This is a genomic window from Mycolicibacterium neworleansense (genome assembly GCF_001245615.1).
Classification (GTDB): domain Bacteria; phylum Actinomycetota; class Actinomycetes; order Mycobacteriales; family Mycobacteriaceae; genus Mycobacterium; species Mycobacterium neworleansense.
The window spans coordinates 1326297-1350139 of the sequence record NZ_CWKH01000002.1 but is presented as its reverse complement, the minus strand read 5'-3'; the positions used below and the strand labels follow the sequence as shown (position 1 = coordinate 1350139).

The 23843-nt window shown below is 67.5% G+C and carries 15 protein-coding genes; 2 read left to right on the top strand and 13 right to left on the bottom strand.

The genetic code is table 11. The annotated features are described in order from the left end of the window. Positions 1 to 198: 198 nt before the first annotated feature. The 13 genes from BN2156_RS22110 to glf form a co-directional block, all read right to left on the bottom strand. Complete coding sequence (locus BN2156_RS22110; RefSeq protein ID WP_090517031.1) at positions 199 to 1752, bottom strand: acyl-CoA carboxylase subunit beta; 1554 nt, start codon at positions 1750 to 1752, stop codon at positions 199 to 201. Beyond that, positions 1749 to 7166 carry a polyketide synthase Pks13 gene (gene pks13 / locus BN2156_RS22105; RefSeq protein ID WP_162490914.1) on the bottom strand — a complete coding sequence of 1806 codons (5418 nt, stop codon included), beginning with the start codon at positions 7164 to 7166 and terminating at the stop codon, positions 1749 to 1751. The genes BN2156_RS22110 and pks13 overlap by 4 nt, the downstream gene beginning before the upstream one ends. A gap of 61 nt (positions 7167 to 7227) precedes the next feature. Next, complete coding sequence (gene fadD32, locus BN2156_RS22100) at positions 7228 to 9120, bottom strand: long-chain-fatty-acid--AMP ligase FadD32 (protein WP_090517030.1); 1893 nt, start codon at positions 9118 to 9120, stop codon at positions 7228 to 7230. Positions 9121 to 9362: 242 nt separating this feature from the next. Next, the gene (gene culp6 / locus BN2156_RS22095) at positions 9363 to 10376 is read right to left on the bottom strand and encodes a carboxylesterase Culp6 (protein WP_090517029.1); all 1014 of its coding nucleotides are present in this window, start codon (positions 10374 to 10376) and stop codon (positions 9363 to 9365) included. Between the two features lie 40 nt (positions 10377 to 10416). Continuing rightward, positions 10417 to 10866, bottom strand: coding sequence for a hypothetical protein (locus BN2156_RS22090; RefSeq protein ID WP_090517569.1), 450 nt, complete (start codon positions 10864 to 10866; stop codon positions 10417 to 10419). 76 nt (positions 10867 to 10942) lie between these two features. Beyond that, entirely contained in the window at positions 10943 to 11854 is a 912-nt protein-coding gene (locus BN2156_RS22085) for an alpha/beta hydrolase-fold protein (protein ID WP_090517028.1), read from the bottom strand. 170 nt (positions 11855 to 12024) lie between these two features. Further along, the gene (locus BN2156_RS22080) at positions 12025 to 13032 is read right to left on the bottom strand and encodes an esterase family protein (RefSeq protein WP_090517027.1); all 1008 of its coding nucleotides are present in this window, start codon (positions 13030 to 13032) and stop codon (positions 12025 to 12027) included. A 135-nt stretch (positions 13033 to 13167) separates the two neighbouring features. After that, the gene (locus BN2156_RS22075) at positions 13168 to 14145 is read right to left on the bottom strand and encodes an alpha/beta hydrolase (protein ID WP_090517568.1); all 978 of its coding nucleotides are present in this window, start codon (positions 14143 to 14145) and stop codon (positions 13168 to 13170) included. A 97-nt stretch (positions 14146 to 14242) separates the two neighbouring features. Beyond that, positions 14243 to 16288 carry a terminal beta-(1->2)-arabinofuranosyltransferase gene (gene zomB, locus BN2156_RS22070; protein ID WP_407661737.1) on the bottom strand — a complete coding sequence of 682 codons (2046 nt, stop codon included), beginning with the start codon at positions 16286 to 16288 and terminating at the stop codon, positions 14243 to 14245. Beyond that, complete coding sequence (locus BN2156_RS22065) at positions 16266 to 17207, bottom strand: decaprenyl-phosphate phosphoribosyltransferase (RefSeq protein WP_090517026.1); 942 nt, start codon at positions 17205 to 17207, stop codon at positions 16266 to 16268. Before BN2156_RS22065 ends, zomB begins: the two co-directional genes overlap by 23 nt. After that, a complete protein-coding gene (locus BN2156_RS22060) occupies positions 17204 to 17737 on the bottom strand; it encodes a phosphatase PAP2 family protein (RefSeq protein ID WP_090517025.1) in 534 nt (177 codons plus the stop codon). The genes BN2156_RS22065 and BN2156_RS22060 overlap by 4 nt, the downstream gene beginning before the upstream one ends. Before the next feature lies 1 nt (position 17738). Next, positions 17739 to 19676: a glycosyltransferase gene (locus tag BN2156_RS22055; RefSeq protein ID WP_090517024.1), complete on the bottom strand. Its 1938-nt coding sequence runs from the start codon at positions 19674 to 19676 to the stop codon at positions 17739 to 17741. Further along, a complete protein-coding gene (glf, locus tag BN2156_RS22050; protein ID WP_090517023.1) occupies positions 19673 to 20911 on the bottom strand; it encodes a UDP-galactopyranose mutase in 1239 nt (412 codons plus the stop codon). The genes BN2156_RS22055 and glf overlap by 4 nt, the downstream gene beginning before the upstream one ends. A gap of 241 nt (positions 20912 to 21152) precedes the next feature. Here glf and BN2156_RS22045 point away from each other — a divergent pair, with 241 nt between their 5' ends. Next, positions 21153 to 22097 carry a hypothetical protein gene (locus BN2156_RS22045; protein ID WP_090517022.1) on the top strand — a complete coding sequence of 315 codons (945 nt, stop codon included), beginning with the start codon at positions 21153 to 21155 and terminating at the stop codon, positions 22095 to 22097. 129 nt (positions 22098 to 22226) lie between these two features. Continuing rightward, positions 22227 to 23831 carry an N-acetylmuramoyl-L-alanine amidase gene (locus BN2156_RS22040; protein WP_090517021.1) on the top strand — a complete coding sequence of 535 codons (1605 nt, stop codon included), beginning with the start codon at positions 22227 to 22229 and terminating at the stop codon, positions 23829 to 23831. Positions 23832 to 23843 lie beyond the last annotated feature (12 nt).

Sequence of the window (23843 nt, the reverse complement as noted above, 5' to 3'; positions counted from 1 at the left end):
CGGTCCCCCTTCGCCACCAGACTAACCAGCCGAGCATCCAGCCAACACAGGCTTCCTGTGGATAACTTGTGGATAGATTCCGGTGAGCGCGGCGTCATACCTGATCACAGGCGGTGTTTTTGAATTACACGCTTGTGAGTAAGGCTGTGCGCCGGCCGCTCACCGCAAACTGGGACATCCTGGGCCTGCCCGGCCGGACTAGATCGGGGTCAGGCCGTGCTTGCGCTGCACCTTCGGCATGTTCTGCTTGTCCCGCAACAGATGCAGGGACTTGCGCAGCAGCAGCCGGGTCTCGTGCGGCTGGATCACGCCGTCGATGTAGCCGCGCTCAGCCGCGATCCACGGCGTCGCCAGGTTGAGGTTGTAGCCCTCGATGAAGTCGGCGCGGATCTTCTGCACCTCGGGTGCGGTCGGATCCGGGAACCGCTTGACCAGCAGCTGCGCCGCGCCTTCGGCACCGATCACGGCGATACGGGCAGTCGGCCAGGCGAAGTTCAGGTCCGCGGACAACTGCTTGGAGCCCATCACCGCATACCCGCCGCCGTACGCCTTGCGGATGATGATGGTCACCTTCGGCACGTCGGCCTCGACGATCGCGTTGAAGAACCGGCCACCGCGCTTGATGATGCCCTTCTCCTCCTCGGCGAAGCCCGGCATGGCGCCGGGGGTGTCCACGACGAAAACCAAAGGCAGGTTGAAGGAGTCGCAGAACCGGATGAAGCTGGCGGCCTTGTCGGAGGCATCCGTGTCCACCACACCGGACAGGTGCATGGGCTGATTGGCGATCACGCCGACCGGACGCCCGTCCACCCGGGCGAACGCGGTGATCATCGCCGGGCCGCGCTTCTCCGCGATCTCGAAGATGTCGCCGTCGTCGAAGATCCGCAGCAGGATCTCGTGCATGTCGTAGGACATGTTGTCCGAATCCGGCACGATCGAGTCCAGTTCCAGATCGTGCGGGGTGATCTCGGGCTCCAGCCCCGGGTTGATGATCGGCGCGTCGTCGAAGTGGTTGGAGGGCAGGAACGAAAGGTAGTCGCGCACGTACTGGAACGCGGCCGCCTCGTCCTCGACAACCTTGTGGATGTTGCCGCGCTGGGCCTGTATGTCGGCACCACCGAGTTCGTCGAAAGTCACGTCCTCACCGGTGACGTCCTTGATCACGTCGGGTCCGGTGATGAACATGTAGCCCTGATCGCGCACCGCCACCAGCAGATCCGTCTGGATCGGCGAGTACACCGCGCCGCCGGCGCACTTGCCCAGGATGATCGAGATCTCCGGCACCAGACCACGCAGCATCTCGTGGCGGCGGCCCAGTTCGGCGTACCAGGCCAGTGAGGTCACCGCGTCCTGGATGCGGGCACCGGCCGAGTCGTTGATGCCGATGATCGGGCAGCCAACCATGGCCACCCACTCCATCAGCTTGGCCACCTTGCGGCCGAACATCTCACCGACCGAACCCTGGAACACCGTCTGGTCGTGGCTGAACACACCGACCGGGCGGCCGTTGATGGTGCCGTGACCGGTGACGACGCCATCCCCGAAGAGCGCGTTGGGGTCACCGGGAGTGCGCGCCAGCGCACCGATCTCCAGGAAGCTGCCCGGATCGAGCAGCGCGTGAATGCGGGCGCGGGCGCTCGGGATGCCCTTCTTGTCGCGGCGGGCCTTGGCCTTCTCATCGCCCGGATCGGCGGCCAGTTCCAGCTTTTCGCGGAGCTCGGCCAGCAGTTCAGCCGTGGTCTTGTTCGTCACTTGCTCTCGCTCTCCGCTTCGATACGGTTGATCGCCTCGCTCATGTGAGCACCCACTTTGGCAATGTACGGCTCGTCGATGGCCTGAATGTGCTCGCCCCCGATGTGCACGACCTCCAGATCCGAGGCCGCTTCGCCCCAGCCGCCGTCGGGCTGCCGGGTGGCGTACGCGGGCTCGAAAACGATCGCGTCATCGTGGTAGCGGTCGGCCATGTAGAGCGTGACGTGACCGTCGTACGGCTGGATCTCGATGGTGTCCAACGCGCGATTGTCCAGGTACGACGTGCGCTGGTGCTCGATGATCCCGCCGGGGATCTGCACACCGCTCTGCGCGACGACCTCCAGCACGAACTTCACTTGGCCCTCGTCGTCGAGCTTCTCCAGCTCTTCGTACGGGATGGCCGGAACTTCGACGTTGAACGTGCGCTCGGCGAACCGCGCGTAGCGGTCCCACCGGGCCCGCATCCCGGCCTGGCTCTGGTCGATCGGCTCACCGGGACGCACGCAGTCGATCAGCCCGACGAAGCGGACATCGGCACCGGCCTGCTTCAGGCCGATCGCACACGCGTAGGCCAGCGCCCCGCCCAGAGACCAGCCGGCCAGGAGGAACGGACCCTTGTGCATCTCCAGCAGCTTGGGCACGTACTCGGCGGCACGCTCCTCGATGGAGCCCTCGACCCGCTCGATGCCGTACACCGGGGTGTCGGCGGGCAGGCGCTTGATCAGCGGCTCGTAGACGACGGTGGATCCGCCGGCCGGGTGGAACACGAACAGCGGGACCTTCGAGGCCCCTCCTGCCGTGTCTTTCGGAGGCCGGAGAGTCCGGACGAATCCGTCCACCACACCCTCTTCGAGCTGATCGCGCACGATCGTCGACAGCTCTTCGATGGTCTTGGCGGCACGGACCTGATCGACCGTGACGGTGCCCTCGGCGCGCTCGGAGAGCCGCTCGGACAGCTTCGTCGCCGTCTCGACGTCGACGAACGGCAGCTCGTTGAAGATGCCGCCCGGCGACTTGCCGGTGACGATCGCCCACGTGGCGAAGGTGACCCGCTCTGCGGCGTCACGCGGGGGCACGTCGGCGCCGAGCGCCTCGGTGACCGCCTCCTGGGTGAGCACCTTGGCCGCGGCCGCGGCCGGGCCGGACGGATCCGACGGCGGCGGCGGAACGGCCGGACCCGACGGATCGCTCGGCGGCGGCGGGATCTCCAGGCCCTCGATGGCGGCGGCCTCGGCAACCGGGTCCACCCCGGTGGATTCCTCGGCCTTGTCCGCCAACGGATGTCCCGATTCGGCCAGCTTGGCCTCGAGCTCGGCGACCGTGGAGGCACCACCCAGGAGTTCGGACTGCTCGGCGGCGATCTCCTCGGCCGTCTTGCCCTTCTGGGACTCGGCGATCTGATCGACCTCGTCGCGGTGCTCGATCGCGTACTTGATGAGCTCCTCGACGTTGTACAGGTTGGCGTCGCGAACCGCGGTCAGCTGGATGGGCGGCAGATCGAAGTCGTACTCGACGCGGTTCTTGATCCGCACCGCCATCAGGGAATCCAAGCCCAGCTCGATCAGCGGCACCTCCCACGGCAGGTCCTCGGGCTCATAGCCCATGGCGCCGCCGACGATCGTGCCAAGCCGGTCCGCGACGGTCTCACCCGAATCCGGAGACCACTTGGCGAAACCCGCACCGAGGTTGGCGCCCTGGGTCAGGTTGTCGGTCAGGATCTCGGCATCGTCTTCAGGCTCAGGTTCGGCCAGGGCCGGGGCCGGGGCAGCCGAAACCTGTTCGGCGACAACACCGGCGCCCACCGCGGTCGGCAATGTGGTCGCCGCACCACCGCGGGTCACGATCGCGTCGTAGACCAGGGTGAACGACTCATCCAGCCGGGCATGCACCTGCACCGAGGCGCCACCTGGATGCCGGGTCAGGGTGGTGACCAGGCGCGATCCCTCGGCGGGCACCGCACGCTGTTCCGACGCGGTCAGCCGGGCATCCGGAAGCACCTGCGCGGCAGCGGCTTTCACCAGTGCGGCGAGATCCGCGGTGCCCTTCGACACGTACTCCCAGACGTGCTTGCCGTCCGGTGTGGCGACGTGGTTGCCCGGCATCACCGCGGAGCTGTCGCCGGTGAAGTGCGCGTCCAGCCAGTGCTGCTTGCGCTTGAACCGGGTCGGCGGGATGTTGGCGAAGTCGAGCGCGCCGGCCAGGCCGGTCGACTTGCGCGGGAACAGGGTCCGCAGGTCCAGGTCGTGTCCGTGGACGAACAGGTGAGCCATGGCCGTGACCATCGAGGTCACCTCGTCCTGCTTGCGGGCCAGCGTCGCGATCAACTGGGCGTCGTGCAGCCCGGCCGATGCCGTGGTCAGCCCAACCTGCATGAGTGCCACCGGGTTCGGCGCCAGCTCCAGGAACGTGGTGTGACCGTTGTCCACCGCATTACGGATGCCGTGGGTGAAGTAGACGCTGTGCCGCAGGCCCTTCTTCCAGTACTCCACATCGTGGATCGGCTCGGCGCCGGCCCGGATGAACTTGCCCTCGTGCACGGTCGAGAAGTAACCGGTGCTCAGCGGATGCGGTTCGATGCCCTGGATCTCGGCGGACAGTTCACCGAGCAGCGGATCCATCTGCTGGGTGTGGCTGGCGCCCTTGGTCTGCAGCTTGCGGGCGAACTTGCCCTCGGCCTCGGCCCGGGCGATGATCGCGTCGATCTGCTCGGGCGGGCCGCCGATGACGGTCTGGGTCGGGGCGGCATAGACGCACACCTCAAGGCCCGGGTAGTCGGCGAACACCGTCTTGATCTCGTCGGCCGAGTATTCGACCAGCGCCATCAGCCGGATGTACTCGCCGAACAGCATCGCCTCGCCCTCACCCATCAGGTGGGCACGCGAGCAGATGGTACGGGTGGCATCGGCCAGGCTCAGGCCGCCGGAGAAGTAGGCGGCAGCCGCCTCACCGAGCGATTGTCCCACTACCGCACCGGGTTTCGCACCGTGGGACTTGAGGAATTCACCGAGCGCGATCTGGATGGCGAAGATAACCGTCTGGACCACTTCGATGGGGTATTCGCAGGTCTCGTTGGTGTAGTCGATCGCGTCGTCGAGGATCAGCTCGACGACGGAATAGCCGCGCTCATCCTGGATGTAGGCGTCGACCTTGTTGATCCACTCCGCGAAGACCGGCTCGCGCAGGTACAGCTCCTTGCCCATCTTGCGATGCTGCGCACCGAATCCGGCCAGCACCCACACCGGGCCGTTGGTGACCGGGCCGTCGGCCGAGATCACGCTCGGGTGCTGCTTGCCCTCGGCGACGGCCCGCAGGCCCTTGATCGCCTCGTCATGATCGTGGGCCAGCACGATGGCGCGGGAGCGGCCGTGGTTGCGGCGCGACAGCGACCGTCCGATGGACTCCAGCGAGGCCTCGCGGCCCTCAGGGCTGTCGATCCAGTCCGCCAGTTCGGCTGCGGCGACCTTCTTGCGTGAGGTCAGGAACGCCGAGACGGCAAGCGGCACAATCTTCTTGACGGGCTCGGCGGCTTCGGAGGCGGCGAGTTCCTCGCGGGCCGCCTCGATCAGGCGCTTGGCCTCATCGGTCAGGCCGGGCAGCTCGTGGGTCGCCTCGTCGTAGGCCGGGTACTCGTCGGCTTCCGGCTCATCGTGGATGAACTCGCCGTACTCGTCCATCCGCACGCCACCGACGTACACGGCGTTGGCTTCTGAAGCATCGGCAGCGGCATCCTTGTTCGCTTCGGCCTCCGGCTCGGGCTCGACCAGATCCGAGGGCAGCACCTCGCGCAACACCAGGTGCGCGTTGGCGCCGCCGAAGCCGAATCCGGACACACCGGCGATGGCGTGTCCGCTGTAGCGCGGCCACTCCGAGACGGTGTCGTTGACCTTGAGGTGTTCCTTGTCGAAGTCGATGTACGGGTTGGGCCCGGCATAGTTGATCGACGCGGGCAACTTGTCGTTGGCCAGCGACAGCGTCATCTTGGCCAGGCTCGCTGCACCGGCCGCCGATTCCAGGTGTCCCACATTGGATTTCACCGCGCCCAGCAGGGCGGGCTTGTCGGCGTCACGGCCGCGGCCGATGACCCGGCCCAGCGCATCGGCCTCGATCGGGTCGCCCAGGATGGTGCCGGTACCGTGCGCCTCGATGTAGTCGACGGTGCGCGGGTTGATCCCGGCGTCCTTGTAGGCCCGGCGCAACACCTCTTCCTGCGCATCGGGATTGGGCGCCAGCAGGCCATTGGACCGGCCGTCGTGGTTGACCGCGCTGCCGGCGATGACGGCCAGGATCTGGTCGCCATCGCGGCGGGCATCGGAGACGCGCTTGAGCACCAGCATGCCGCCGCCCTCGGACCGGGCATAGCCGTCGGCGTCCGACGAGAACGACTTGATCCGGCCGTCCGGCGCCAGGACCCCGCCGACCTCATCGAAGCCGATCGTCACCAGCGGGGTGATCAGCGCGTTGACGCCGCCGACCAGCGCCACGTCCGCCTCACCCGAGCGCAGGGCCTGCACACCCTGGTGCGCGGCGACCAGCGAGCTCGAGCACGCGGTGTCGACCGACACCGACGGGCCGCGGAAGTCGAAGAAGTAGGACACCCGGTTGGCGATGATCGCGGTCTGGTTGCCGGTGATGGCGTACGGGTGGGTGACCGTCGGGTCGGCCAGCGACAGGTAGGTGTAATCGTTGTTGGAACTGCCGATGTAGACCGCGACGCTGCCGCCCCGCAGGCTCGAGGCGGGAATCCGGGCGTGCTCCAACGCCTCCCAAGTCAGCTCCAGCGCCATGCGCTGCTGCGGGTCGATGTTGTCGGCTTCCATCTTCGACAGTGCGAAGAACTCGGAGTCGAAACCCTTGATGTCGGACAAGTAGCCGCCGCGGGTGCGGGCCTTGGCAACTCGTTCGGCGATCCGGGGCTCGGCGAGGAACTCCTCCCACCGGCCCTCGGGCAGGTCGGTGATGCAGTCCTTGCCGGCGAGCAGGGCCTCCCACATCTGGTCGGGAGTGTTCAGGTCACCCGGGAAACGCGTGGACACACCGACGATCGCGATGTCGTCCACGTCGCGGCTGCGCGACCAGTCCTCGTCGTCGGTGTTCTCCGGCTCGGGCTCGCCCTCGATGATCACCGTCGCCAGCGATTCGATGGTCGGGTGCCGGAACAGCACCGTCGCCGTCAGCGTGACCCCGGTGAGGTCCTCGATGTCGCTGGCCATGGCCACCGCGTCGCGCGAGGACAGGCCCAGCTCGATCAGCGGGGTGGTCTCGTCGATCGCGTCAGGCGACTGACTGGTGGCGTTGGCCACCGCCTTGCGCAGCCACTCGCGCATCTCCGCGACGGTGAGGTCCGGCCGCGACGCCGGTGCCCCGGCGGGCTGGGTGCCCTCTGGAAGATTCGAATTGCTTTGTGTTTCATCCATATTCAGGTCACCTTTAAGCTCGTCGACGGCGCAAGCCGGCCGGTTGGCTGGAATGTTTCGATCAGTCCGTCTCGTCCGGGAACGCGTTCGCGATCTTCCCGGACCGCAGCGTCCCGTCCAGGTACGCCGAGCGGCAGGCCCGGCGGCCGATCTTGCCGCTGGAGGTACGCGGGATGGCGCCGGCCGCGGTCAGCAGCACATCGCGGACGGTCACGCCGTGCCGTACGGCGATCGCGGCCCGGATGTCGTCGGTGATGGGGCCGACTTCGAGCTTGTGGGAGCCGGGTGCGCGTTCGGCGACGATGACCAGCTGCTCGGAGCTGTCGTCGTCATCGCGGTGCAGGCCCGCGTGGGCGTTCTCGAACACCTCGTCGGGCAGCTGGTTGGCCGGCACCGAGAAGGCCGCGACGTACCCGGTTCGCAGGGCCTTGCTGGCTTCCTGTGCCGAGTACTCCAGGTCCTGCGGGTAGTGGTTGCGACCATCGATGATCACCAGGTCCTTGACGCGGCCGGTGATGTAGAGGTCGCCGTCGTAGAAGGCGCCGTAGTCGCCGGTGCGGACCCAGGTGGCATCGTCGGCAGCGCCCTCGGCATGCGACGGGCTGGTGCGCGACTTGAGGGTGTTGCGGAAGACGTCGGCAGACTCTTCCGTCTTCCCCCAGTAGCCGGTGCCCATGTTCTGGCCGCTGATCCAGATCTCGCCGACCTGGCCGTCGGGCAGCTCGGTGGCGCTCTCGGCATCGACGATGACCGCCCACTCCGAGACGCCGACCTTGCCGGCCGAGGCCTGGGCGACCGCCTTGGGCGACTCACCGTCGACCTCGACGATCCGGCCGGTGTTCAGCTCGTCCCGGTCGACGTAGATGATCTTGGGCTCTTCGGCGGCCGGCGTGGTCGACACCATCAACGTGGCTTCGGCCAGGCCGTAGGACGGCTTGATCGCCTTGGGCGGGAAGCCGAACGGGTTGAACGCCTCGTTGAACCGGCGCACGGTGGCCGCCGAGATCGGCTCGCTGCCGTTGAGCACGGCCTTGACGTTGGAGAGATCGATCGCCGACTCCCCTTCTTTGGGGACACCCCGGGCGGCGGCGTGGTCGAAGGCAAAGTTCGGGGCCACCGAGATGACGCCGCCGGTGTCGCCTTCCTTGCGGGCCATCTCCCGGATCCAGCGCTCGGGACGGCGCACGAACGCGGCCGGGGTCATGAAGGTGAAGTAGTGACCGATCATCGGGGCGATCAGCGCCGTGACCAGACCCATGTCGTGGAAGAACGGCAGCCAGGACAGACCACGGTCGCCCTCCTCGCCTTCGAGCGCCTCCACGATCTGGACGATGTTGGTGGCCATGTTCAGGTGGGTGATCTGCACACCGGTCGGGATCCGGGTCGAGCCGGAGGTGTACTGCAGGTACGCGATGGTGGTCTCGTCCGGTCCCTCCGGATGAGCCCAGGTGGCGGCGACATCGTCAGGCACCGCATCGACCGCGATGACGCGGGGACGCTGGTTGGCCGGCCGGCTGCGGAAGAACTTGCGGACGCCCTCGGCGGCGTCGGTGGTGGTGAGCACCGCTGACGGGTGGCAGTTGTCCAATACCGCGTGCAGGCGGCCGACGTGGCCGGGCTCGGACGGGTCGAACAGCGGCACCGCGATGCGGCCGGCGTAGAGCGCGCCGAAGAAGGCGACGAGGTAATCGAGGTTCTGCGGGCACAGGATGGCGACGCGGTCACCTTCTTGGGTGACCTGCTGAAGGCGGGCGGCAACCGCCTTGTTGCGGGCGCTGAACTGCGACCAGGTCAGGTCGCGGGCGACGCCGTCGCGTTCGGTGGAGAAGTCCAGGAAGCGGTACGCCAGCTTGTCGCCGCGAACCCTGGCCCAACGCTCGACGTGCTCGACGATGCTGGCGCCGTCCGGGAACTTGATCTGACCGTCCTTGATGAACGGATTGATGAACGCCATTTAACTCTCCTGTCAGAGCCGTACTCGTCGCGTTGTCGCACGTCACTGGCGGTGCGTCGCAGCCACTCGGCGGCCGTACGTACCCAAACCCGGACGATCGTACCGGGCGTGCCGACCACGCCTACGAGTCAGCCGACGGCTCTAGTCAACCAACCACGCGCGGACGAAGCTCTTATTTTTCTCTTAATGTTAAGGGACCGTGACGGTCCCGGCCAAATCCGCCGCGCACGAGGGCGCGTCGCTTATCCATGCTTGGGATGAGGCGCGTTCTCCACCAGGTTCTTGGCCCAGCTCAGCGTCCACTGCGTGGCGGTCTCCCCGTTCTCCACCCAGAACTGCGGGGTGTTGTACAGGGCGTGCACCGGCCCGGCCGCGCTGCCGGTCAGTGTCTCCAGTGTCTTGGGCAGGTTGAAGATCGAGAACGCCTCCTCGGGCGCCGAGCAGATCAGATCCCCCTTGCCGCAGATCTGATTGGTCCGCTCGTTGAGCGCCCCGAAGCCGCCCTGCCGCGGGCCCGTCATCGTCAGGCCCATCTCGGACAGCACCGGCACCTCGTGCAACGTGATCTCGGCGCCCTGGCCGGGCGGGTTCGGGCCGATGTCCTGCCCGACGCCGAGCTGACGGCGTCCGTCGGCGATCAACGTCACACCGAGCACCAGGTCCTCGTCGACCGGGCCGCGGCCGTTGCCGATGTCGCTGGCCAGGTCACCGCCGATCACCGCACCCTGCGAGAAGCCGGCGATCACGTAGCTGGTCAGCGGACACCGGTCGTTCATGTCCGTCATCGCCTTGACCGCGGTGCGCTTACCCTCGGCGCGACTGTCGTTGTAGGACATCTGGTTGTCGGCGGAGAACGGGTTATGGAACTGCGCGGTGTAGGGCACCGTGTAGACCTCGAGACGGTCCCGGCCGAACTGCTCGGCCATCGGCCGGCTCACGTTGGTCATCAGCGACAGCGGGAACTGCGTCGGGTTGAACGGGTCGTCCAATGGCGAGGACTCCCACGTGCCGGGAATCGAAACGAGCATCACGTCGGGGCAGTCGGCCGACTGGAATTCCGGGCGCGGCTTACGCGGCGTCGGCTGGCCCGGCACCCCGGCCGGGGGCTGCGCCGTCGGCGGGGCCGACGGGGTCTCGGGACGACGCATCACGATCACCACGATCGTCACCACCAGCACCACGACGAGTGCCATCGCCGCGGCGGCGATCAAGGCCAGGATGCGGTGACGCTTCCTGCGGCCGGCGTTTTTTGCCATGGGTTACTCGGGCTCCTCGCGTGCGGTGCGGTGATCTGCGCTAGCAGAGATGTTCTGTGGCGGTGCGGATGTAGTCGGTGGCGGCGGTGTCGATCTCTTCGGGTGTCGGGCTTTCCTGACCCGAACGAGCCGCCCGGACATCGCTGCGCACCAACGGCAGGACGAAATCGCGCACGGCCTGGTCATTCTGCTTGGCGGCACGGCCCTGGCACACATAAGACCCGATCGACAGCGCCAGCAGCTCACTGGACGGGGTGATCCCGGCCGCCTTGAGTTCGTCGAGGTAGGTGTGCTGCTGCGACGTGATGGCCAGCTCACCGTTGCGACGTGGGACAGGCTGCGCGGACACCGCCTGCGGCTGCGCGCCGTTCACCTGAGACGTGGGCAGAGCCAGCGGCGCCATGATGTCGCCGCCCGCATCGCATGCCGTGAGCAACGACGCAGCCGACACCGCTACCACCAGGGTGGCCGACCGTACCGAGTGCTGCACGCTTCCACCGTACCGGCTGGTGAAAAGTGCCCAGGCGCAGCTGATTCTGGCCATTACGGCGGGCCGCACCGGCCGTCTACTTGATGGTCGCGACCAGTTCGCCCGACATCTGTGCCAGCTGCGGGGCCCAGCTGCCCCAGTCGTGCTGGCCTCCGGCGGGCATGTCGAAGTGCCCGTTGCTGCCGCCGACGGAGCGGTAGTGCTGGTAGAACGACCGGTTGCTGCCCTGCGCCAGATCGCAGACACCGATCATCGCGGCCGGGTCGCTGCATGTGAGCGTGCCCGGGCTGTACACCCACAGCCGGGTGTTGGCGTCGGCCAGCAACTGCACGTGCACGTCGGGGTCATGCCACTTCCAGCGGCCCAGTTGTGGGGCACCCCACATGCCGTAGCTGTCCACACCGCCGTACTGCGCCAGCCCGGCGGTGATCGCGCCGTTGAGGGTCGTGGCCGACGGGGTCAAAAAGCCCGACAACGATCCGGCGAAGCGGAACCGGTCGGGGTGGAACGCGGCCAGCGTCAGCGCGCCGGTACCGCCCTGCGAGGCGCCCACGATCCCATGCCCGCCCGGGGCCAGACCCTTGTTGGCGGCCAGCCAGTCCGGCAGCTCGGCGGACAGGAAGGTCTCCCACTGCTTGCTGCCGTCCTGCTCCCAGTTCGTGTACAGGCTCCACGCACCGCCCGCTGGGGCGGCCACCGAGATACCGCGGCCGGCCAGGGTCGACATCGCATGGCCGGCGTTGACCCAGTTGCTCACGTCAGGAGCGGCGTTGAACGCGTCGAGCAGGAACACCGCGTGCGGGCCACCGCCCTGGAAGGCCACCGGGATGTCGCGTCCCATCGCCGCCGACGGGACCATCAGGTACTCCACACCGTCGGCCCGGGCGGGCGCGGCCGTCGTCGCCGACGCGGCCCAGAGGGCAGCACCGAGCACCGGGGCCAACAGGGCCGGCAGCATCGCCCGCATCAGACTCAACGCACGTCTCATCATCAACCTCTCCTGCTGCCGGTCGCTCGAAGTGCCCCCGCACACGTAACCCGCGTTGTAGTGAACCACATCCCAACCACAGCCGGGGCCCGGAAACGGCTGACGGCGGCGATCCCATGGGGATCGCCGCCGTCGTCCGGTCGTGCGTTAGATCGCTACCTGCCGTCCGCTCAGGCGGTCGGGGTGGCGCCCAGGACCCGCTGCAGGTCAGGCTTCATGGCCTGCAGCTGCTGGCCCCAGTAGGCCCAGGCGTGGGTACCGCTCTGCGGGAAGTTGAACACGCCGTTCTTGCCACCGGCCGCGATGTACTTCTCCTGGAACGTGGAGTTGGTGCGGCAGACGAAGCCCTCGAGGAACTTGGCGGGGATGTCGGTGCCACCCAGCTCGCCCGGCTTGCCGTTACCGCAGTAGACCCAGATCCGGGTGCCGTTGTTCGCCAGCGTCGCGACGTTCTCGGTCGGGTCGTTGGCCTTCCAGGCGTTGCCCGGGTCACCGGTCTTGCCCCACATGTCGTCGGCCTTGTAGCCACCGGCGTCACCCATCGAGACACCGATCAGCATGGGCCACCAGCCCTCGGACGGGTTCAACGTGCCCGACAGCGAGGAGGCGTAGATGAACTGATCCGGGTGGCGGGCCGCCAGCATCAGCGCCGACGAACCGGCCATCGACAGACCGACCACGGCGCTGCCGGTCGCCTTCACGTCGCGGTTGGCTGCCAGCCACTGCGGCAGCTCCTGCGTCAGGAAGGTCTCCCACTTGTAGGTCTTGCAGCCGCCGTCCTTGGTGCCACACGCCGGCTTGTACCAGTCGGTGTAGAAGCTGGACTGGCCACCGACCGGCATCACAACAGAGATGCCCGAGTTCAGGAACCACTCGAACGTCGGCAGTTCGATGTCCCAACCGTTGTTGTCCTCACGGGCGCGCATGCCGTCGAGCAGGTACAGCGCGGGTGCACCCGGCCCACCACTCTGGAACTCAACCCGGATATTGCGTCCCATCGCTGCCGACGGAACGTCGAGATACTCGACCGGCAGGCCAGGTCGAGACCAGGCTCCTGCGGTCGCCGAGCCGCCGACGACGCCAACCAGGCCAGGCAGTACGGCCGCAGCGGCGACCGCAACCGTCAGCCGGCGCGACAGGCCTGCCGCTGCGCCGCGCATCTTCCCAACGAACTTCATACCGCTCCCTTATCTGATCTCATCTTCGTATTCCGCACATCGATTCACACCGACGTAAGCGGCTCACGTGCCCGTGTAGTCAACCACACGAACGCGTGGTGCTTCTCTGCAGCAGTTGTCGTCCCTGGTCGCCCCTCAGCCGTTGATGGTCGCGATCAGGTCTGGTTTCAGGGCCTGCAACTGAGCCGCCCAATACGGCCAGGCATGGTTACCCGCCGCCGGGAAGTGGAAGCTCGCATTGCCGCCGCCCGCTTTCGCATAGGCATCCTGAAAGTCCTTGTTGCTCTTGATCGCCAGCGTCTCCAGGCTGCTGGCGCTCATCGCGAGATTCGGGTCGGAGCCCTGGTCGAGGTCGGTGGCGCCGCCGGGCGCGCAGTACACCCACAGCCGGGTGCCGTTTGCCACGATCTTCGCCACCTGTTTGACCGGGTCGTTGCGCTTCCAGGCCCCGTCCCAGGGCAGACCCCACATGTTGTCGACGTTGTAGCGCCCGGCGTCGATCATGGCCACCCGGATCGCCTGCTGCATGACCAGAGACGACGGGTTGAGGAATCCTGACAACGACGCGGCGTACCTGAACTGACCTGGGTGGTAGGCCGACAGGATCAGCGCGGCGCTGCCCGACATGGACAGACCGACCACGGCATTGCCGGACGTGGAGACCTGCTTGTTGGCGGCCAGGTAGGCCGGTAGCTCCTGTGTGAGGAACGTCTCCCATTTATAGGTATAGGTCTGCTTGTTCAGACTCGACGGCGAATACCAGTCGCTGTAGAAGCTGGACTGCCCGCCGACCGGCATCACCGTGGAGATCCCGGAACCGTAGAACCACTCGAAGGCCGGGGTGTTGATGTCCCAGCCGCTGAAGTCATCCTGGGCGCGCATGCCGTCGAGCAGATAGACGGCCTTGCTGGGCCCGCCGGGCTCGGTTGCCGGACCTTGGAACTGCACGCGGATACTGCGGCCCATCGACGGCGAATACACGTCGAGGTACTCGACGGGCAGGCCCTCGCGGGAGAACGCCCCGGCGGGCGGCGCGGCGGCGATCGCCCCGAGAGCATGCCACATCGCGATCGCGGCCGTGGCCGTCAGCAGGCGCCGGCCCCATCGGCGCATGCCGGAGACACCAGAGGTCAGCATCGGTTTCTTCGTACCGTCCGTTCAAGATCGATCACGCAGGCTCGTCTGGGTATCGACGCCGGCGCCCCGAGCGTTACGGACCGGTCGCGGGCATCCCGGTATAGGGCGGGTTCTTGGGCTCCGGCACCGGAAGACCGCACCGCTTGAGCTCATAGAGCGGCACCCGGTCGATCCGGTACTTGGTGAATTCGTACGCGTGCATCAGGTTGGACAGGAACCGCCGCGGGGTCATCTCCCCGCGCACCGAATTGAGCATCGATTCGGTTGCCGGGCAGGCCAGTGCGGCCTCGGCCTGGGCGATCCACTCCTCGTCGAGGTAGGGCGGGATCCAGGGGCGGGTCTTGAGGAACGGCCCCTCGGCCACCGCCCAGTCCGGGAACAGGTTCTTGTCGTGGCCGATACGCCCGTCGGTCAGCCGCTCGGTGTGCATCGCCAGCGGATTCGTCAGTCCGATCTGATCGATGACCCGCACGTCGAGTCCCACGTTCATACCGAGCATGCCCATGTTGGTGAAGAACACGGTGTGCGGCGTCTTCAGCGCCCGCCGCTCGGCCGGGGACAGATCGGGCGGCGGCGGATAGGCGGGGACGACGTCCCATTGGTCGTAGTTGCCCGACGGCAACAGCAGTGCTCCGTCGGGGGTGTTGTTGATCGCGGTCAGCACCGCCCGCATGCGCGGGTAGTCCAGGTAATCGGCGGCGGTCAACGGGTGCGCGTGGCCGGTGGCCTGCGAGTAGAACCGGCGCTCGTCGACGATGCCCGTGTAGGTGACCCGGGTCCCGTCGGCACCCAGGCCTGACGAGTTGGCGGCCCAGATCGACCAGCCCACCACCGCGGCCCACAGCACGCTGGTGGCCGCGGCCAGCAGGTAACCCGTTTCTCGGGTGAACTTGGTGCCGTCCGGCAGCACGACGGGGATCACCGCGACGGGCATCAGCAGGCAGAACAGCGGGGTCAGCAACACCCGGCCGTGCATGAAGTCACCGCCCTGCCGGACCCAGTAGATCGCCTGCAGCAACCCGCTGGCGAACATGAAAAGCACTACGGCAGCCGGACTTTGGACGGTCCGGGCCAGCCAGCCGTAGCCACGGGGCACCTGATGGCGCACCCACCACGGCCGCGTCCTTGTGGTCAGCAGAACCGCACCGAGCGCGGCCAGCAGCATCACCGGCACCCACAGCAGGTACGGCTGGTTGAAGTTGGAGAGGTAGGTCAGGCCCTGGGACCACTTGGATCCCGAGGCGTCCTTGGCCACCGCGGTGCCCGGCACCAGCAGTCCGTAGTAACCCATCCGGAAGATCTGGTAGGCGACGGGCAGCAGCCCACCGGCCACCACGATCAGCAGGCGGCGGCGCCAGCCTCGCGCCGCGATCAGCATCATCACCAGGGCGCCGACACCGATCAAAGCCAGCTCGGGGCGGATCAGCACGCTCAGACCGGCCACAGCGGCCAGCGCACCCTCGAAGAACCGGCCCGACACCGGGTTCGGCGCATCCCTTGACGTCCCGCGACCGGCGGCGGGAGCCGCGCGCAGGGCCTGCGACCAGCACACCATCATCCACCACAGCAGACCCAAATAGGCCAGCACCAAACCGTTTTCGAGTCCGGAGGTGGCGAAGTCACGGGCCGGCGGCACCGCGATGTAGACCAGTGCGCCTGCGGGCAGCAGCAGGGCCCGGCGACCCTGAAGGCTCGGGGCGTACAGCCGACCGGTGCCGAGCATCGCCAGGACCACGCCGAGCACGCTGAGGCCCAGCGCGAGCGCCAGCACCACGTACTCCATCCGGACCGAGCCGCCGAGCCAGGCACCCAGCGTCACCAGGTAGGTCCACGCGGTGGAGGTGTTGGCCTCGATGCGCTCACCCGCGTTGAAGACCGGGCCGTTGCCCGCCAACAGGTTCCGCACCGTGCGCAGCACGATCAGGCCGTCGTCGGCGATCCAGCGGCGCTGCCAGGCACCCCAGCCGAACAGCCCGGCCACCACGACCACGCTCACCCACAGGCTGATCCGCACCGTGGCGTCGTACGGAAACACCGGCCAGCGCGCCGCCAACCGGTCACCCACGCCGCCAGCCAGGCGGCGCAGCGTGATTCGGTCAGCTGAAGTAGATAGCTGCACCGATGGTTCCGATCCACGCCAGGAACAGGATCTGCAGAACTCGGTCTTTCAGAGCGATCTCCTCTGGCTCACCGGCGATGCCACCATCGATGTCAACCGCATAGCGCAGGATCGCGATCGTCCAGGGCACCATCGTGATCGCGTACCACGAGGCGTCCTGGCCGTCGAGGCCAAGGGCGTCGTTGGCGCTGTCGCGCCCGAATGCCCACAGGCCGTAGCAGATCACCACGGCGGTGGCCGACAACGTCCATACGAAACGCAGGTAGCTGCTCGTGTAGCGCTCAAGCGACTTACGGATCTTGGCTCCGGTGCGCTCGGCCAATTGCAGCTCGGCGAACCGCTTTCCGGCGGCCATGAACAGTGAGCCGAAGGCCATCACCAGCAGGAACCACTGTGACAGCGGGATGTCGGCGGCCACACCGCCGGCGATCGCGCGGAGCAGGAAGCCCGAGGACACGATGCAGATGTCCAGCACCGCCTGGTGCTTGAGCCCGAAGCAGTACGCCAGCTGGACGGCGATGTACACCGCCATCACCAAGGCCAGATTCGGGGTGAGCAACCACGAGATGATCAGCGAGGCCAGCGCGAGCACGACGGCCAGCACATAGGCCAGCGACTCCGGGACGACGCCTGCGGCGATGGGCCGGAACCGCTTCGTCGGGTGGGCCCGGTCGGCCTCGACGTCGCGCGCGTCGTTGATCAGGTAGATCGACGACGCGGCCAGACAGAACACCACGAACGCGATCGACACCTTGTAGGCGAGGTCGGCGTAGTTGTACTCGATACCGCTGCCGACGGCAGCCAGCGGTGCGGCCAGCACGAGCAGGTTCTTGATCCACTGGCGCGGACGGACCGCCTTGATCAGGCCGGTCGCCAGATTCTTGGGCGGACCGGCCTCCGGCTGCGCTTCCTCACTCATTTGGCCACAGTCTCCTTCGGCCCGACACCGGCAGTTTTTCCGACCACAGAACCCACGAGTGTCCCGACAGCCACGCCGGTGAGTACGTCGGTGGGATAGTGCACGCCCAATACCAGGCGCGACAGCGCCATCGGCACCACCAGCGCGGCACGCAGCGGCAGACCCGTCGTCCGCGCCAGCAGCACGGCGGCCGCGGCGGTCGAGGTGGCATGTGCCGACGGGAAACTCAGCCGGCTCGGTGTGCCGACGTTCACGGCGATATCGGGGTGATGCGGCCGCTCACGGCGCACCACGCGCTTGATCAGGACGGCCGCGGCATGGGCCGAGAACGCCCCGGCGCCCACCGCCAACCATGACTTGCGCTTGGCCGGCTGGGCCAGTGCACCGGCGGCCGCGAGCGCGAGCCAACCCAGACTGTGCTCACCGAAGTGCGACAGCGCACGCGCGCCGCTCAGCACGCCCGGCCGGGTGGCCAGGGCAGACTGCACGGCGACCAACACGGCGTCCTCGCCGCGCGGGGCATCGGTCATGTCAGTTTTTCTCCGCCGACTCTGTCAGCAACACCGTCTCCCACTTCTGGGTGCTGGTCAGCACCGGCAGCGCCTCACGATAGACCTTGCGCATCCGGTCGAACTGACGGACCACGCGCAACTGCTGGCGCAGCGAGGCACGCAGCAACGCGAACATCTTGGCGCGGTCCCGCTGCCGGTACACCACCCCGCGTCCGTCGGCGGTGGTGACGGTGACCCCGTCGACCCGGCACAGCGAGAACCAGCGGGCATCCTGGGTGGCCACATTGATCTGCGGCCGGACATGGGTCTCCGGATCGTGCTGGCGCAGCTGGTGGACGACGCCGCGGGCCAGGTTCACCAGGATGGCCGGCTTGGACACCGGGATGCCGATCTTCTTGCGCTTGAGGTCCGAGGCCGCCGGCAGTTCGGTGGCACCGGGCAGTACGACGGCATCGGGGAACTGCTGGCGCATCGCGCGGATGTCGGGCAGCGCCGATTCCAGGATCGAGAAGATGTGCTCCGGTCCGGCCAGAAAGTCCTCCATGGCCCGGTTCTGGATGGCGACCGTCGAATACTCAAGGCACAGAAGGTGTTTGAACGTCGCCTTGAGATGGCTGGCCAGCAGCCCGCGGGCGTCGCCGTCCCAGTGCAGAGCGGAGACCACCAACCGGTTACGCAGGTGGAAGTAGGCCTGCCAGTCGATCGCGTCGTCCTTGTCGCTCCAGGCCATGTGCCAGATCGCGGCACCGGGCAGGGTGACCGTGCGGTACCCGTGCTCGGCCGCGCGCAGGCCGTATTCGACGTCGTCCCACTTGATGAACAACGGCAGCGGCTGGCCGAGTTCCTCGGCCACCTGCCGCGGGATCATGCACATCCACCAGCCGTTGAAGTCCACGTCGATCCGGCGGTGCAGCAGCTTGCTCCGGTTCGAGTCGGTGTCGTCGAGCGCGTGCTTGGAGAAGTCGTGGTCGTATTCGGCGTTTGGCGCCGCCGACCACATGAAGTTGGTGCGGTCCACCATCTCGCCCATGATGTGCAGGTGTGACGGCTCCTGCAGGTTGAGCATCTGGCCGCCGACCAGCATCGGCTCCTTGGCGAACCGGTTCATGGCCAGGGCCCGCAGGATCGAATCGGGCTCGATGCGGATGTCGTCGTCCATGAACAGGATCTGCTCACAGTCGGTGTTCTTCAGGGCCTCGTACATCACCCGGCTGTAACCACCGGACCCGCCGAGGTTGGGCTGGTTGTGAATGGAGAGGCGGTCACCCAATCCCGCCGCGGCGGCCTCGAAGCCGGGATGGTCCTTGGCCTTGCTGGTGCCCTGGTCGGACACGATGACCGCACTGATCACCTCGTCCACCAACGGATCCGAGGTCAGCGCGGCCAGGGCGTTCACACAGTCCGAGGGGCGGTTGAAGGTAGGGATACCGACGGCGACGTTGGCCCGGCCGGGCGCGGGTGTCGGGGCGTACCAGCCGGCGCTGTGCACCCGTACCGCGGTGTCGGAGGTGATGTCGAACCAGATCCAGCCGCCGTCCTCGAACGGCGCCAGGTCGATCTCGAATTCGACCACGGCAGGCTCGGACGAGTCCCCGCTGGAGACGGGGGCGCCGCCGACGGTGATGCGGGCACCCGTGGCCTTGGAGCGGTAGACGTCGACGCGGGCCGTGCCGGTCAGCTCGACTCGCAGGACCACCGACTGCAGGGTCGACCACCGGCGCCAGTAGCTGGCCGGGAACGCGTTGAAGTAGGTCGCGAACGAAATCCCGGACTCGGTGCCGATCTCCAGGGTCGTGCGGGTCGGCGCATGTGCCCGGCGGGCATTGGTCGAGTCTTCGATGAGGTAGAGCTTGCGGACGTCCAGCGGCTCGCCCGGTCGCGGCAGGATGACGCGGGCCAGCAGACTGACGGCCCGCGATTCCCCGGCGTCGAGTGCGCCGGATGGGATGTCACTCATGCTTTGCTGCTTTCCTCTTCGGTAGCCAGCGGCGCACCGTCGGACAGGTGCGGTGCCAGGGTGTTGTCGTACATGTTCAGTGCGCTGGCGATGGCCATGTGCATGTCGAGGTACTGGTAGGTGCCCAACCGGCCGCCGAAAAGCACCTTTGCCGTGGCGGTCTCGGCCTTGGCGCGGGCCCGGTAGGAGGCCAGCAGGGCGCGGTCGGATTCGGTGTTGATCGGGTAGTACGGCTCGTCGTCCTCTTTGGCGAACCGCGAGTATTCCCGCATGATCACGGTCTTGTCGGCCGGGTAGTCCCGCTCCGGGTGGAAATGACGGAACTCGTGGATCCGGGTGTAGTCCACGTCGGCGTCGTTGTAGTTCATCACCGGGGTGCCCTGGAAATCTCCGGTTCCGAGCACCTCGAGTTCGAAATCCAATGTGCGCCAGCCCAACCGGCCTTCGGAGTAGTCGAAGTAGCGGTCGAGCGGGCCGGTGTAGACCACCGGGGCGTCCGGGTTGGCCGCGCGCAGGTCGTCACGGACGTCGAACCAGTCGGTGTCCAACCGCACCTCGATGCGGTCGTCGGCGGCCATGTTCTCCAGCCAGGCGGTGTACCCGTCGACCGGAAGGCCCTCGTACTTGTCGTTGAAGTAGCGATTGTCGAACGTGTAGCGCACCGGCAGCCGCGTGATGTTGGCGGCGGGCAGTTCCTTCGGGTCGGTCTGCCACTGCTTGGCGGTGTAGGCCTTGACGAACGCCTCGTAGAGCGGGCGCCCGATCAGCGAGATGGCCTTCTCCTCGAAGTTGGCCGCCTCGTGCCCGGCGATCTCGCTGGCCTGATCGGCGATCAGGGCGCGGGCCTCGTCCGGGGTGAAGTAACGACCGAAGAACTGCGAGACCAGGCCGAGGCCCATCGGGAACTGGTAGGCCTGGCCGTTGTGCATCGCGAAGACCCGGTGCTGATAGCCGGTGAAGTCGGTGAACTGCCGCACGTAGTCCCACACCCGCTGGTTGGAGGTGTGGAACAGGTGTGCGCCGTACTTGTGGACCTCGATACCGGTCTGCGGTTCGGCTTCCGAGTAGGCATTGCCGCCGATATGCGGGCGGCGTTCTATAACAAGGACACGCTTGCCCAGTTGCGTCGCCACGCGCTCAGCGATCGTCAGACCGAAGAAACCGGAACCGACGACGAATAAGTCGAAATGTCCGCTGGACTGGTCTGTAGCGACCCGGGGAGATAAGGACGTCATCGGCAGCCAGGGTATCCGACCGCGCCCCGCTGCCCCGAATTCGACAAAGGGCCCAGGTCGCAATTCGCTCACGATTCAATATCGTCACTCCAGACCCACGAGTCACAGCCTTAACATCGATCTCGTTGGTACTCATGGGCTTCACCGCACCTGGTCCGGAATACCGATGAAGCAAGAGGAGAGCACCCCAACTGCAATCCGAAGTGCAGCCCTTGGCTGCAAACATATTGAGGAGACTTCCGTGCCGAACCGCCGTCGACGCAAGCTCTCGACAGCCATGAGCGCAGTCGCCGCAGTGGCCGTCGCAAGTCCAGTCGCACTAGTTGCCATGTCGCAGCTTTCCCCCGCGCCCCAGGAGCGCGAGTTCACCCAGGCCGCCCTGGTCACGGACCTCCCCGGTGAACTGATGTCCGCCCTGTCACAGGGCCTGTCCCAGTTCGGCATCAACCTGCCGCCGATGCCGAACAGCCTGCTGACCGGCTCGTCGCCGACGCCGACCCTGGGCTCGCCGACCCTGACCTCACCCGGCCTGGCCTCGCCGGGCCTGACCGCTCCGGGCCTGACCGGCACCGGGCTGCCCGACCAGGGACTGACCGCGACCGGACTGCCGGGGGCGGACCCGACGCTGACCAGCCCCACCGGCCTGCCTGGCGCCGCGGGCACCCTGCCGTCGGCAACCGGGTCGCTCACCGATCCGGCACTGACGCCGGCGACCGGCGGGCTGACCAACCCGGCGCTCACCCCGCCGGCCACGGGTTCACTCACCAACCCGGCCGGATCGCTCACCAACCCGGCCCTCACCCCGGTCGGCGCGCCGGGCGGGCTGACCACCTCGCCGACGTCGCTGGGCGGTACCGGCCTGACCACCTCGCCAGTGGGCCTTGACCCGTCACTTTCGGGCGGGCTGCCCGCCCCGGGTGAGGTGCCGATCTCGGCTCCCATCGGCCTGGATCCGAGTGCGGGCACCTACCCGCTGCTGGGCGCCGATCCGTCGCTGGCCGCGATGCCCGCCACCAGCACCGGTGGCGGCGGCCTCTTCGGAGACCTGACCAGCGCGGCCAACCAGCTCGGCGCCGGCCAGGCCATCGACCTGCTCAAGGGCATGGTCATGCCGGCGATCACCTCGGCGATGAAGCCGCCGGTGCCCGCGCCGCCGGCTCCGGTCCCCGCACCGCCGACCCCCTAGATACAAGGCCCGGTTAGAAGAACGGCACCGCAGAAGCCATCCGGCTCTGCGGTGCCGTTGTGTCGGAAACACGACCCGCCGACCGTGTCGAATCATTGGTAACACCAGACTCATACGTAACATCAGTCCGTGCAGTCCCGCCGCTCCGCGCCGTCGATTCTCTTCACCGCACTTGCGGCGACGGTCGTGATCGTGCCGTGGGCGATCTCCGGAACCGATTCCAGCGAACAAATCGACCCATCCAGCGCTGCACCACAGCTCACACAGCAACCACTCGACAACCTCGCCGTCGGGGAGAGCATCCGCGAGATCCATCAGGACACCCCGTTCTCGATGGTCGCGCTCACCTCGCCGGACCTGCGCGGCACTTCCGCCCGGGTGCGGGCCCGCAAGGACGACGGCAGCTGGGGCCCGTGGTACCAGGCCGAGAACCTCGACGGCGTCGGCGCCGACACCCCCGGCCCACGCGGCACCGAACCGGTGTTCGTCGGGCGCACCACCACGGTGCAGATCGCGGTCACCCGCGCACAGCCGGCTGGGCCCCCGCCCGGGAGAGCTCCCCAGGCCAAGCCCGCGCTCGGCTACGTACCGGCCAACGTCGAGGCGCCCATCGGCCAGAACGTCACGGCAGTGCTGATCACCCCGCCCAAGGCCCCCGTCGACGTCGGACCGCTACCGGTCGCCGCCATCAACCCCGGTCAACCGCCGACCATCATCAACCGGGCACAGTGGGGCGCCAACGAGTCGATGCGCTGCGGAAACACCGTGTACGACAAGGGAATCCGGGCCGGCATCGTGCACCACACGGCCGGCAGCAACGATTACGCACCCGAGGATTCGGCAGGCATCGTCCGGTCGATCTACGAGTACCACACCCGTGAACTGGGCTGGTGCGACATCGCCTACAACGCCATGGTCGACAAGTACGGCCAGGTGTTCGAGGGTCGCGCCGGCGGCATGGACAAGCCGGTCGAGGGCTCCCACACCGGCGGCTTCAACATCGACACCTGGGGCGTGGCGATGATGGGCGACTTCAACGTCGTGCCACCCACCGAGATCCAGGTGCGCAACACCGGCCGGCTGCTGGGCTGGCGACTCGGCCTCGACCACATCAACCCGCGCGGCACCGTCGTACTCACCTCGGCCGGTGGGTCGTTCACCCACTTCCCGCGCGGCGCCACCCCCACCCTGCCGGCGATCTTCACCCACCGCGACGTCGGCATCACCGACTGCCCCGGCAACGCGGCCTACGCCCAGATGGACCGCATCCGCGACATCGCCGCCCGGTTCAACCAGCCGCCCGGCCCCGAGGACCTGGCCGAACAGATGCGCGGTGGCGCGATCTACGCCCGCTGGCAGGCCGAAGGCGGACCGGCGGGCCGACTGGGCAACCCGACTTCGCCCGAGACCACCGGCGAGGGCACCGCCCGCTACGCGACCTTCGAGCACGGCGCCGTGTACTGGTCACCGGACAGCGGCGCCGAACCGGTCACCGGCGCGATCTACGACGCCTGGGGATCGCTCGGATTCGAGCGGGGCGTCCTGGGCCTGCCGACCAGTTCCGAGATCCCCGAGCCGCAGTGGATCGTGCAGAACTTCCAGCACGGCACGCTGAACTTCGACCGCGAGAAGGGCACCGTCACCCGCGTGGTCGACGGCGTCCCGGTGGAACTGCCCCCGCCCTCACCCGATCAGCAGCCGGTCCAGCTGGAGCGCTTCACCCCGATCACCTGACATCGGCCGGGT